The following is a 13253-nucleotide window of genomic DNA, read 5'->3' as shown; positions in this document are numbered from 1 at the left end:
GTCTCAAGTCTCAGCAGTCCCCGTCTCAATCATAATTAAATTAAATTTAGCTCTTACCTTTTCATGAAATAATAATATTCATATTGAACAAAGTTATCCACAGTTAATTAAATGAATTGTCTTTTTATCCACAAATTATTATTAAATAATCCCCAAATTGTTCTTAATGTAAATGGAATTTATAATTTCACTTATGCATATTGCTACAAGTTGAATTATTTTATACCATCAAAAGAAGTGCTCCTATTAAATAGATTATTACTAGGCAAACCATTGCACCATACATTAGTTTTATTGTATCTACTATATGCTCTTTACCTAGCTCTTTTATTTTATTTCCTATGCTAGGTTTATACATCTCTTCGCCAAAATATACATTCGTGCCCCCTAGTTGAACTTTCATCGCACCTGCTGCTGCACCTTCTGGATAAGCACAATTAGGACTTTTATGATTTTTCCGATCCCTTATCATTACTTTTATACTTTCTAAAACATTTCCGCCAACCAGTGGAGCTGCTAAACAAATTAAAAGCCCTGTTATTCTTGCAGGGATAAAATTAAATACATCATCTGTTTTTGCTGGAAAGAATCCAATATGTTTATATTTTTCATTCATATATCCAAGCATTGAGTCCATGGTATTTATACCCTTATACATCATGGCTAAAGGCGCTCCCCCTATCATTGCATAAAGAATAGGAGCTATAACACCATCTGCTGTGTTTTCCGCAATGGTCTCCACATCAGCTCTTATTATTTCATATTCATTAAGTTCTTTTGTATCTCTCCCTACAATATAAGATAATTTTAATCTAGCATCCTCAATATCGTTTTTAGCTAAGGATTCATACACCTTTTTACCCTCTTTATGAAGGCATCTAGCAGCTATTGTTGTCCAAATAAGTATTATATTTAAAATATGGTATAGCAAAAAAATTTCTTTAGAAAGACATAAAATTATAAACGGCACTAAAAAACTAAAAAAGGCTACTATAACTACAATGACCCCTCCAAAGGCCTTGATTTGCTTATTGGTTCTACAAAACTTTCTGCCTAACTTATCTAATATAGAAATAAGTTTTCCTATATAAATCACCGGATGTGGAAACCAATATGGGTCTCCAATTAATACATCTAAAATTACCGCCAATATTAAATCTATTACGTTCATTTCCAATAGTATTTTCATATTAATTCCTCACTATCTTATACTTTTCTGATTTTTTATGAAGTTATCAAGTTACCAAAACTTCTCAACTTTCTTCAATTAATTACTAACTGTCCCCGACTTCTGTTATCCAACTTTTGTTGCCCAACTTCTGTTGCCGACTTTTATTGCTAACTGTCCCCAGCCTTCCCCCCACGACTTTCACCTATTCAGTATTCAATATTCTCTAATTAGTTGCTAACTGTCCCCAACCTCAAATCTCAAATCTCAAATTTCAAATCTCAACCCAACCTTTTCCCCAACATTTTCTCTAACCTTTCTTCTCAATTCCCATAATTTTATAGATAGAATCTATGTCAACACTTTCTCTTACTATATCCGCTAGCTTGTCTATTTCTTTTTCTCTTAGACTTTCATACACCTTAGATTTCTTAGGCTCCATATCTTTTTTTATCCTTAGAATATTTACTATGTATTCTCTAAATTGTACTCCATCCAATATTCCATGAATATATGTACCCATAACATTTCCGGCTTCATTTATTGCACCATCTAAGCCATTCTGTTCTTCACCTTTCACTGACGAATTCTGAATATTCTTATCATATATCTCAAAAAGTGGTTTTGCATTATGCCCATATTTACAAATTCCCATATGTATTTCATAACCATAGACTTCAATATTATTGCTATTAAGATTTTCTAAATTATCTTTTTCACTATTCGACTCATGAGCTGAGTGAATATCTATCATGTTAATGCTACGAGCCTTTACCCTTGTAGTTATTTTTTCATCTTGGAATACTGTGTCTATGTCTAAAAGCTTCAAACCATCTATTTTTTCTAAATTTGTTTCCACTCCCTCAGGGTCATTTAAAGTATTACCTAGCATTTGGTAACCTCCACAAATGCCTAATATGTTGCCTTCTTTACTATATTTTATAATAGCTTCTGCTAGGCCTGAAGCTTTTAAGGTGATTAAATCCTCAATAGTGTTTTTAGTTCCCGGTATTATAAGTAAGTCTGGATTTCCTAATTCTTCTTTAGTTGTGACAAATCTAACTGATACATCGTCTTCAGCTTTTAAGGCATCTACATCTGTAAAATTAGAAATATGTGGTAGCCATATTACTGCAATATCAATAGGTGCAGTAATTTTTTTGTTAAATTCTACTGTTCCGTCTTCATCTTCTAGATCTAATCTAAAGTGTGGAACTACTCCGGCGCAAGGAATGTGTATAATATCCTCTAGCATTGTAAGTCCAGGCTTTAAAATTTCTAAATCTCCTCTAAATTTATTTATAATAGTGGCTTTAACTCTTTTCTTCTCTTCCTCATTAAGCAAAAGTAGTGTCCCTGCCAAGGATGCAAATACTCCACCTTTATCTATATCTCCTGCAAGTATTACCGGTGCATCTATAAGCTCTGCCATTCCCATATTTACGATATCTCTATCTCTTAAATTAATTTCTGCAGGACTTCCTGCACCTTCCATTACTATAATATCAAATTTCTTCTCTATTTCCTCAAATTGGGTCTTTAACATATCTCTAAATTCAATTTTCATATTATGATAATCCATTGCTGTACTATTTCCAAAAACCTTTCCATTAACTATTATTTGGCACTTTTTATCTGAGGAAGGTTTTAATAAAATTGGATTCATAAATGCCTCTGGCTCTAGCCCAGCTGCATAGGCTTGAAGTACCTGTGCTCGTCCCATTTCTTTTCCATCTAATGTAATATAAGAATTCAATGACATGTTCTGTGACTTAAACGGACATACAGTATACCCATCTTGTTTAAAAATTCTACAAAGTGCTGTTACTAATATACTTTTACCTACAGATGAAGCAGTTCCTTGAATCATTATTTTAGCCATTACTATTCCTCCTATTATGCTTATTATATTTATATTATTACAAAATAAAAAACAGCAAGCTTTCACACCTGCTGTTATGTACAATTTTATTATTGCACTAACTTATACTTTACAAGTTCTTTCCCGCCGAAAGCTTAATATTACTGATTTAGGCAGGTCTCCTGGCTCTTGACTCACTCACTCACTCTTGTCCCTTCCTTTTTTTCAAAGGTAGATATAAAAATTTGTGTTCAATTACAGTAGCGGGGGCTGTTGTGGAATCACACCACATTCCCTTTTCACCTTATTAATAGTCAACGCTAGTAGTTTCACTACTACCTATAAATTTAGCTACTAAATATAGCTTCATCTTCTAACGTAGCTTTATCCGCTAAAGCATTTTAATTAATAATAGGCACCTAAAAATATCTATTCACTTTTTTTGCTAATATACTTACATAAAGTTAAATCTAAAAGTTCTAATACTTAATGTTCTTCAACACAATTAAGTTTATAGCATTACATTAATTATGTCAATAATTTAGAATTTACATGCCTTCATAAACCTTTGCTCTATTTATCAATTCTTAGCTCCTTAATTATATATATACTCATTGCTTTGTTCATATGTTTTTTCTACTTTATTCACTTTAATTATTGGAATTATACTAATTTCTCCATTTTTAGGATCTGCATATACTCGCTGTCCTAATATACCCTCTATATTTACCCAAGTACCCTCTGTGAATTCTTTTACCTCAGAGAAATCACATAAAACGCCCACCAGCTGTGCATCTGCCGCGCAACAACTTACAAGAATTCTAGCTAATATAAACTCATCTTTATCAAGTCCCTTTTGTTTATATATAAAACCTTTCATATATAGATTTCTACCAATGTTCTCCTTAGTATTTCCATATAAATCCTCATAAGTATTCACGAAATTTTCATTAGTCACATTTATAGTATCACCATTTATAATTGATGTACTTTCTATAGGTAAATCTAATGTAACATTAGTATTTTCAGAAGTATTAGTATTCTCAGAAGTATTAGTATTCTCAACCAAATGAGTAGTTTCATCATTATGTTCACATACCTCTGTTCCATCCTCTAAAACAGTATGTTTATGCTTCAATGCATCAATTTTCAATTGTGATGTTAATGAAAATCCCTTGTCTATTGCACTGTAAACACTGATACCCACAGGCCTTATTAAAAATCCTAAAAACAGTGGAATTAAAAACATTATATATCCAAACTTAAATTTTTTAGCTTTCTTATTAGTGAAAATATTCTTTCCTTGGAAAATAACCAAAACAATAAAAAAATACAATGCAAAATTTACGTATTTGACCATTTTGGGATGTACAAATAGTGTTAATTTATTTGTACTAATAATCATGTAAAAATAACAAGTGAAGCCTATCAATATAAGAAACCATATTAATTCATTAAAATTCAACTTCTTTTTCAAACCTATCCTCCTTGTGTTGATTACTCGCAAGTGCAACCCACCCAAACCTGAAGGAATGGGCTTTCCACACAAAATCTGTAAGCAGATGATAATTATTAGCTATTAATTTTCTTAGTGGCATAAAATATGACTGTTATTTCAATCCTTTATTTTTCAAACCCCTAAAGCAAACCCATTAGTTAGCTTGTCAAGCGGAAATATGTTTGCTATTACAGCCAAAATAAAGCAAATAGCAATTATAAGGAAAATCAATTTAGCTACAAAACTTAATTTAAAACTTCCACAAAGCATAATTGTATTTTTTATATCTATCATAGGCCCTAAAATTAAAAATCCTAAAATTGAACCGGATGTAAATTGACCTAAAAAACTTCTTGCTATAAATGCATCTGTTTCTGAACAAACTGATAATACAAAAGCTAGCATCATCATTACAATTATTGAAGATAAAACACCTCCACCTATGGATAAAATAAATTCCTTAGGTATGAAAATTTGCATACACGTTGATAGGAATACTCCCATTATAAAAAATCTACCTATATCATATAACTCTGCACTAGTATGAGTTATTATTTCCTCTATGTTTCTCAAAATCCTATTATCATATTTACTATGGTTATGAGTATGTCCACAAGAACAGTTATCATTATTTTTGTCTACATGGATATGATTATGTTTTATATGGTTAGTACTTTTAGATCTTACTACATTCTGATGTTTAAAATCACCTTCTGCTTTTCGTGTGCTTCTTGCCTTTCTAACCACTTGGTGTTTAAAAGGACTATCTTTATGCAGTACCCCTATGAGAATGCCTATTGTTATAGAGCCAATCATACCAAACATAGCTCTTGCTATTACCATGTATGACATTCCCATAAAAGCATAATGCGTTGACAATAAAACCACAGGATTCATAATCGGTACTGATAGCATAAATGTAACCGCAATACTTAATGGAACGCCCTTCTTAATAAGCCTCCTAGTTATTGGAACAATTGCACACTCACATACTGGAAAAACAAGTCCAACTAAAGATGCGATTAAAACCCCTACAAACTTATTTTTAGGTATTATTTTTGCAATTGCTTCCTCGGATACGAATATTTGAATTATTGAAGAAACTAATGCTCCTATTAATATAAATGGTATGCCTTCAAAAATTATACTAAGAAAAACTGTAGAAAAATCATTAAGAACCCTTAAATCTAATTTGATAAAGGCGTTGCTCTTTACAATATCTATACCCAATAGTAAAACTATGATGATAATCAAAATTTTTATTATGCTAACTTCACTATTGTAAACCCTTTTATTTCCTTGATTCAAATGCTCAACTCCTTGCTATTAATATTTACATATTCTAAACTATTATATTAGCTTAAACTGGTTACTATTCCAGCTATGTGAGCATTAACTACAAACTAAAACTCCCACTCCTAAAGGCATGGGGTTCTTAGGCACTGAATAACTTTCTTTAATATCACGAATAATACAATAAAAAAATTGTCCACACCAATCCCAATTTTTATGGGTCTAGTGTGGACAATTCTGTTTATAACTATAATAATATTTATATTTTCAAATGCTTATTTATTCTCTACAATTAGTTTAGCCCTTAAAAACATAGCCTTCATGCCGAGTCCAGCAAACTTGGCTTCATATTCTGTAACTACATTCTCTTTAAAATCACTATTGTGCAAATCATAGGTTAAAAATAATATTTCAAAACCACATTCTTTGAAATACTCAATTGAGTCTTCAAATAACTCTGTATCATCTGTTTTAAACCAAACTTCAGAGCCAGGCTTTAAAAATTTCTTATAATTAGTTAAGCATCTAGTGTGAGTTAACCTTCTTTTGTTATGCCTTTCCTTTGGCCAAGGATTGCAGAAATTTATATAAATTCTACTTATCTCATTCTCTGCAAAAACATCATCAATAAGCATAATATTTAGCGGCATAAGCCTTACATTTAAAGTTTCTGCCTCTTTAACTTTCCTTACTTCTAAAACTTTTCTAAGCGCAAATACTAAGACTTCATCTTTTAAATCTATACCTACAAAGTTGATATCTTGATTTTGCTTAGATTTTTCTGATATAAAACCACCTTTACCACAGCCTAGTTCTAGATGTATTTCATTGTCATTCTTAAATTCCACATTCCATTTTCCTTTATGAGCATAATGATCTGTTACTACAATATGGCTAGCCTCTAGTTCTGGCCTAGCCCAATATTTTTTTCTTAGGCGCATATATTTTTCTCCTTTTATTCATATATTAAAAAATTACTACATAATTTTTTCTTAAATTCACTTCATTATTATATCACAGATTTCATCTAAACAAACTTTATAGTTTTAGTTGTAAGTTCCTACTTATAAAAGATTGTCCATTTGATATAAATCCCCATAAGTTGTTAACTGTCCCCACGTTATCCACGTTATCCACGTTATCCACTTAATTTAAATAATTTAAAAGCAAATTAGTTGTTAACCGTCCCCAGCACTCCAGCTCTCTATAACCGTCCCCACCCTTACCCGCTTTAAATGAATCTTTCCACACTTCTATCCTTTTTCATTTTATAAACTGAGATAAGGAAAAATGTAATTGCAAAACCTAATAGTATTAGTATATTACCCAGCACCTCTTTAAACTGTGCTCCTGTTTGAAGCTTTCTTATAGCGCCTAATGCCCAACTTTGCGGAATAAAATCTGATAACCTCTGAAGTAATGGTGGCATAATGAAAACTGGCCAAAAACAACCTCCTAGCATACAAGATGGAGTGATAATTAAAGTGGAGAGAGTACCAGCGGATGAAGTGGATTTAGAAAATGCCACTATTAGAAGCCCTATTGATACAGCCACCGCACCAAAACTCATTAATACAATTAGTAATTGCATAGCCGGTATATGGGTATTAAATTTCAGAATCACTGTAGCTAAAAACAGAACTATAGTTATCTGGATAAATACAATAAATAAATTCACTATTACATTCCCCATCATATACTGTTTTGAGCTTACAGGTGAAGTACATATTCTTTGATAAGTCCTTTCTCTTTTTTCTTTTAGAATCAGTATTGAGGTTGTATTTGCCCCTATTAACATTACCAAAATAAATAGTCCCATTGTACTTTCAGTTGTGCCTTGTCCTTTTGAATGTTCCTTTGTATTATCCGTTACAAATTCACTTTGAATCACTAATTCTTGTTTTGAATAGCCCTCATATATTTTATCAAAGATTTCTTCTTGCCCATTTGCGGCTTTTGATATATCCATTATATTTTTCATATACATATTTATATAATTTTCTATCCATACAGTAGTCTCCTGACCTTTTATAGATATTACTTCAATTTTATCTATATCCTTGTTTAGTACTTTGCTTTTCATATTTTCAGGAATTATTACTGCAAATTGCACATCTCCACTAGCTACTTTTTTTGCTAAATCATCTTCATCTAATTGTACAATTTTAAATTTCTCAGTAGACTCTAAATATTTAAGCATATCCACAGATATTTCTGTGTTGTCTTTATTAACAATTCCCATAGATACTTTAGAGCTGGAAGAACCCCCTTGCATACCCATAAACACCACAACAAGTATTATAGGTAATACTATATATACTATTACATTAGATTTTTTCTTAAAAATAAGCTTAAAAGTATTTTTAGCTATTAAAAAAACACTCCTCATTTTATGCTCCCTCCTTTCTAAACATCAACATAGATATAGCTAAAAACACTGTGGCTGCGATTAAATTAATAGAAATGGTAGTAAATACGCCACTAAAATCACCACTGTATATTATCTTGAATATAGTATCATTTGCCCATCTTACTGGCGAAACTTTAGCTATATTCAATAGAATCTGACTATCAAACTGTTCTAATGATACATATCCTCCACCGAGAAAAATCATTAGTGGTATCATAGCATTTAATACTCCAGAAATTACACCTTCAGATTTAAAAATAAAAGCAGCTGCTATTCCTAGCGATATCGCCATAAATACTTCTGATGACATTATTAGTAATACCACCCCTGGACTATCTCCCCAGTCTACCCCCAAAGCAAATCTACTAAAAACCATCACTATTAATAATTGAAACATTATGCTTACAAAAGTTCCCATATTCTTTCCTATAAAAAATTCATACTTTTTTATAGGAGAAATTAGTATTCTATTTCCTGTCTTCCTTGTTTTTTCACCATTAATGGCAAAAGCCCCATATAACGCACCATACATTATAATTAGTGTTGTCATAGTTATTCCATAATAGTCAATTGCTCTTGGCTGCTTTTTCCTATCAATAGATTTTACATCTACGTATTTTTTAGAATCTTCTTTTAAAACTTGTTCTACAGCTTCAGGCTTAACCTTTGCTATTTCAGCTATAACATTATACTTTTGTACAAACCCTTGAAAAACTACTTCTACAAATGATGCTTCAAAATTATATTTTTCATTTTTATAAAGATTTATTTTATTTTCACTTTCATTAAAGTATATATAGCAGACATACACTGTATCCTTAACACTATTAATTCCACTTTCATAATCTTGCACTCTTATAGGTTTTATACCAAGTTTTTTTGTTTCATTTAGAAAATTTTCAAAAGCTTCTACTCTCTGCCCCTTCCCCTCAATAGAATAAGCTATATTTGTATTATTAAACAAATATGAGCTCTCATCCATATCACCAGACAGAGCTGTCCCTAAAATCAACATAAGAACTATAGGAAGTGCTATCATTAAAAGCATTCCTTGTTTATCTCTTAAATTTTGCTTAATTTCCTTCAATGCTATAATAAAAATCTTCATTTTATTCCCCCAACTGTTATTAATAGTTATGCTTCTTGCACTTATTAAAGTATATAACTCTCATTAAAAGTTAGCCTCTAATCCCTGAGTTTCCTTCCCGTTAGTGTGAGGAATACCGACTCTAAATCGGGATTTTTGCTTTCCATACTTTTAATAGCAACATTATTAGAAGTGAAAAATAATATTATTTTATCTAAATTAGTAATATCCTTTTTACTTTGTATTTTAATTTTTTCTTCTACAACTTCTATTTCAACAACTCCCGCTATTGCCTTAAGTTCCTCTATATTAACCACATCTACATCTTCTACAGTAATCTCAACATAATTTACATCTGTAACAATAGACTTCAATTCCTCCACAGTCCCCTGTGCAATTACCTTACCGTGGTCTATTATAGCTATATTACCGCATATGGCTTCTACCTCTTCCATATAGTGAGTAGTATAGATTATAGTACATCCTAGTGAATTTAATTTCTTTACAGATTGTAATATATGATTTCTTGATTGAGGATCAATGCCTACCGTGGGTTCATCCATTATAATTAGCTTAGGCCTATGAGCTATAGAACATGCAATATTTAATCGCCTTTTCATTCCACCTGAAAAACTCTTTGGGTACTCTTTTTTCTTATCTAAAAGCCCAACAAACTCTAGTGCTTCATCTACTTTATCACTAAGTTCAGATCCCTTTAGCCCATAAAGACTAGCAAAAAATTTAACATTTTCATAAGCTGTTAAGTCATCATAAATAGCAATCTCTTGTGGCACCACACCAATGTTTTGTTTTGTGTAAGTACTGCTTTTTTCAATGTCTTTCCCTAAAATTTCAATTTTGCCTTTATCCACTTCCAGTAGACCACATAATATATTTATAATAGTGCTTTTGCCTGCTCCATTAGGTCCGAGTAACCCATAAATTTCGCCTTCTTCTATAGTTAAGCACACATTATCTACTGCTATTACATCTTTGAATTTTTTGGTTAATCCTTGGATTTTAACTATCTTCATATATGGCACCTCTTTATAATTTTTATTTCTTATAATTCTATTGTATAAAAAAAGAGACTTCCTAGTAAGTAGTGAAAGTCACCTTTTCTATATGACTAAAGTCATATAAGTACGTTTGAAAATAAATACTAATCTGCCGACTTGTTATTTATTCTCATATACCTAATATTATATTTCTCCCTTTAAATAATATATCGCAATTTGAGTTCTATGTTTTAATCCAGTCTTACCCAGAATAGAAGTGATATAGTTCTTAACTGTCCCCTCTGATATATATATTTTATTAGAAATTTCTTTATTTGAAAGACCTTCTGCAATAGCTTTTATTATATCTGTTTCTCTTTCTGTAAAGAAATATTCTTTTGGAATTTCTTCTTTCCTTATCACTTTAAAACCTCTTGTAACCTTATCTAATATTACATCTTGCATAACAATATTCCCACCAAAAACTGTTTTAATAGCATCTTTTATTTTCTCTGGTGAATTATTTTTTAAAAGATAACCTCTTGCCCCATTTTTTAAAGCCTCATGTATATATTCATCCTCGTCAAATGTAGTTAAAATCAAGGTTTTAGTTGTTGTTTTCATAGTTATTTCACTAACTGCTTGTACTCCATTCATCACTGGCATTCTTACATCCAATAATGCTACATCTACAATTTCCACTTTACACTTTTCTAAGGCTTCCAATCCATTTTGGACGCACCCCACCACTTCAAATTCTTCGTCCAATTCAAGTATAATTTTCAAACCTTCTCTTATTAGTATATCATCATCAGCTATCAAAACTTTAATTGCCATACTCCTAGCCCCTTATTTGTTATTTAGTTGCTAACTGTCCCCCACCTTTAATCCACCTAAAATCAAACTCTAAACATCAATTGGTTGCTAACTGTCCCTCACCTACACCTACACCTACACCTACACATACACATAAAATCTAGCTCTAAACATCAATTAGTTGTTAACCGTCCCCCACTTTTCTTGGTCTAATGGAATAAGTGAGATAATGGAGAAGCCTTGTGTTCCATCTATAATAACCTGTCCACCTGCATCCACTATTCTTTCTTCCATGCCAGCAATACCTAGACCTTTGATAACAGTAATGCAGCCTATACCATCGTCCTTAACTTCTAATTTTATAATTTTATTGTGAATTTCAATACCAACAATAACTTTAGATGCTTTAGAATATTTCATTGTATTCGTTAACCCTTCATTAACGTTGTCATAAATAAGCTTCCACTGCACTGTGGTTATTTTATCTATATTTGAATTATAAAGAAAATTAGACTTTATCCCACTGTTAGAACTAAATTCTTCAATTAACACTTTAATCTTAGTTATGCCTAATTGTTCTGCAGGTGGTTTAATATTTTTCAAAGTGATTCTTATATTATCCATTCCTTCACGTAGTACGTTAATAGTGCCCTGAACCATTGATTTTGATTTAGGTATATCAACGTCTAGTAAAAGCTTAGCCGCCTCTAGCTGCATAATGCCTCCAGACAATACATGTCCAATATTATCATGTATTTCCTGGGCTATCTTATTTCTTTCTTGAAGCTGCGACATGTATTTAGATTGTTTATAAAATTCGGCATCTTTATTTAGTTTACTTAAAAGTGTAGCATTTCTCTTCGCTAATCTTTCATTTTCTTCTGTAAGTTTTTGCATTCCACTAAAGCTAATATTAACTAATATATATACTAAATAACCCAATGCCGCTATTAATATATATTCTTTTAAAATATCATGTTTTATAAAATATACACTAATGATAATAGCTATTATACTTATCCACTTATGCTGGTCTTTCTTTCCTAATAACATATAAATGTTAATAGGTAAGACTAGTATTATTAAATCATAAACATAAAAATATTCAACCACTACTAATACTAGAGTCAAAATCAATATAATATCCACATATTTAAATTTACTAAATATGTAATAACAGGTTTTAAGACATATATAAGATAAAATAGTAGATATGGCAAAAGTGGAATTTTCAATTCCACTTTGTAGATAATTACTTATGCAATAAATTAAAATAGAAAACTCATAAATAATAATCCATCTATCCATTTAGATCATTCCTACAATATTGGTGAAAAGAGAATATAACCACAGTCCTGGTACTTGCACAAGATAAGTGAAAACTGATTGGTTATTAGGTAATATAGGAAGTACTAATACCATAAATATTAAGAATTGATACCTAGTTAATGTATCTGATAAATCATAAAAAGCCTTTGGAAATAAATCCCTAACTATATGGAATCCATCAAAGCCTGGTATTGGCACTAAATTAAGAAAAAATAATATACAATTTAAGACCCCTGTAATCATCAGCATTTGTAGGATAATGGTATATAATTCACCTTGAACTGGCGAAAACTTTGAAAACAATACAGACAAAAGTGCAAAAACAAATCCTATGATAATATTAGCAACAGGACCTGCTAATGAAACCTTCAAATCATCCTTATAATAATTTTTATAGGCACTAGGATTTGTCTGAACAGGTTTTGCCCATCCAAAGTTAAATATTAAAATCATAATAAATCCCATTGGATCTATATGCGCAATGGGATTTAGTGTAAGTCTTCCTTGAAATCTAGGTGTTTTGTCTCCTAACCTATCTGCTGTGATAGCATGTGCATACTCATGAAAAGTAAATGCTATTAAAATTGCTGGTATCATCAAAAGCTTATCTACTATATCTACTGTACCCAATTCTATTCCTACAAGATAAATAGCAGTTGCTAATTATTATTTATCTTGTTAGGGCATCTTTAACTTGTTATTTTTTAGATGTTCAATCTATCTATTATAGCAAAGTTTTTTTATTTTTAATCCAATATTTTCAAAACATATAAATATATTTCAACTTATCCAC

At 30.9% G+C, this 13253-nt stretch carries 11 protein-coding genes and 1 riboswitch; all 11 genes read right to left on the bottom strand.

The features are described from left to right. Window positions 1-220: 220 nt before the first annotated feature. A complete protein-coding gene (gene cbiB, locus ACREVU_RS18580; protein WP_431553087.1) occupies window positions 221-1189 on the bottom strand; it encodes an adenosylcobinamide-phosphate synthase CbiB in 969 nt (322 codons plus the stop codon). 289 nt (window positions 1190-1478) lie between these two features. Continuing rightward, window positions 1479-3050, bottom strand: a complete 1572-nt coding sequence (locus ACREVU_RS18575; protein WP_431553086.1) for a cobyric acid synthase — start codon at window positions 3048-3050, stop codon at window positions 1479-1481. Window positions 3051-3184: 134 nt separating this feature from the next. Next, a riboswitch (cobalamin riboswitch) is annotated at window positions 3185-3387 on the bottom strand. 237 nt (window positions 3388-3624) lie between these two features. Continuing rightward, window positions 3625-4506, bottom strand: coding sequence for a TIGR03943 family putative permease subunit (locus ACREVU_RS18570; protein WP_431553085.1), 882 nt, complete (start codon window positions 4504-4506; stop codon window positions 3625-3627). Between the two features lie 153 nt (window positions 4507-4659). Beyond that, a complete protein-coding gene (locus ACREVU_RS18565) occupies window positions 4660-5835 on the bottom strand; it encodes a permease (protein WP_431553084.1) in 1176 nt (391 codons plus the stop codon). 260 nt (window positions 5836-6095) lie between these two features. Further along, entirely contained in the window at window positions 6096-6761 is a 666-nt protein-coding gene (trmB, locus tag ACREVU_RS18560; RefSeq protein ID WP_431553083.1) for a tRNA (guanosine(46)-N7)-methyltransferase TrmB, read from the bottom strand. Between the two features lie 290 nt (window positions 6762-7051). Then, complete coding sequence (locus tag ACREVU_RS18555; protein ID WP_431553082.1) at window positions 7052-8209, bottom strand: ABC transporter permease; 1158 nt, start codon at window positions 8207-8209, stop codon at window positions 7052-7054. Between the two features lies 1 nt (window position 8210). After that, window positions 8211-9338, bottom strand: a complete 1128-nt coding sequence (gene sagH, locus ACREVU_RS18550; protein WP_431553081.1) for a SagH family ABC transporter permease subunit — start codon at window positions 9336-9338, stop codon at window positions 8211-8213. Window positions 9339-9415: 77 nt separating this feature from the next. Further along, window positions 9416-10351, bottom strand: coding sequence for an ABC transporter ATP-binding protein (locus tag ACREVU_RS18545; RefSeq protein ID WP_431553080.1), 936 nt, complete (start codon window positions 10349-10351; stop codon window positions 9416-9418). A 168-nt stretch (window positions 10352-10519) separates the two neighbouring features. Next, window positions 10520-11152, bottom strand: a complete 633-nt coding sequence (locus tag ACREVU_RS18540) for a response regulator (protein ID WP_431553079.1) — start codon at window positions 11150-11152, stop codon at window positions 10520-10522. A 156-nt stretch (window positions 11153-11308) separates the two neighbouring features. Further along, window positions 11309-12439, bottom strand: a complete 1131-nt coding sequence (locus tag ACREVU_RS18535) for a sensor histidine kinase (protein WP_431553078.1) — start codon at window positions 12437-12439, stop codon at window positions 11309-11311. Further along, entirely contained in the window at window positions 12440-13057 is a 618-nt protein-coding gene (locus tag ACREVU_RS18530; RefSeq protein ID WP_431553111.1) for a site-2 protease family protein, read from the bottom strand. It abuts the gene before it with no gap. Between the last annotated feature and the right edge of the window lie 196 nt (window positions 13058-13253).

Source organism: Clostridium sp. (assembly GCF_050717535.1).
Lineage (GTDB): Bacteria > Bacillota > Clostridia > Clostridiales > Clostridiaceae > Clostridium_AD.
This window is presented reverse-complemented; position numbering and strand designations above follow the sequence as displayed.

Coding starts and splice junctions, on each gene's coding strand:
- cbiB (WP_431553087.1), bottom strand. CDS start 1,189: ATGAAAATACTATTGGAAATGAACGTAATAGATTTAATATTGGCGGTA.
- ACREVU_RS18575 (WP_431553086.1), bottom strand. CDS start 3,050: ATGGCTAAAATAATGATTCAAGGAACTGCTTCATCTGTAGGTAAAAGT.
- trmB (WP_431553083.1), bottom strand. CDS start 6,761: ATGCGCCTAAGAAAAAAATATTGGGCTAGGCCAGAACTAGAGGCTAGC.
- ACREVU_RS18555 (WP_431553082.1), bottom strand. CDS start 8,209: ATGAGGAGTGTTTTTTTAATAGCTAAAAATACTTTTAAGCTTATTTTT.
- sagH (WP_431553081.1), bottom strand. CDS start 9,338: ATGAAGATTTTTATTATAGCATTGAAGGAAATTAAGCAAAATTTAAGA.
- ACREVU_RS18545 (WP_431553080.1), bottom strand. CDS start 10,351: ATGAAGATAGTTAAAATCCAAGGATTAACCAAAAAATTCAAAGATGTA.
- ACREVU_RS18540 (WP_431553079.1), bottom strand. CDS start 11,152: ATGGCAATTAAAGTTTTGATAGCTGATGATGATATACTAATAAGAGAA.
- ACREVU_RS18535 (WP_431553078.1), bottom strand. CDS start 12,439: ATGGATAGATGGATTATTATTTATGAGTTTTCTATTTTAATTTATTGC.
- ACREVU_RS18530 (WP_431553111.1), bottom strand. CDS start 13,057: ATGATACCAGCAATTTTAATAGCATTTACTTTTCATGAGTATGCACAT.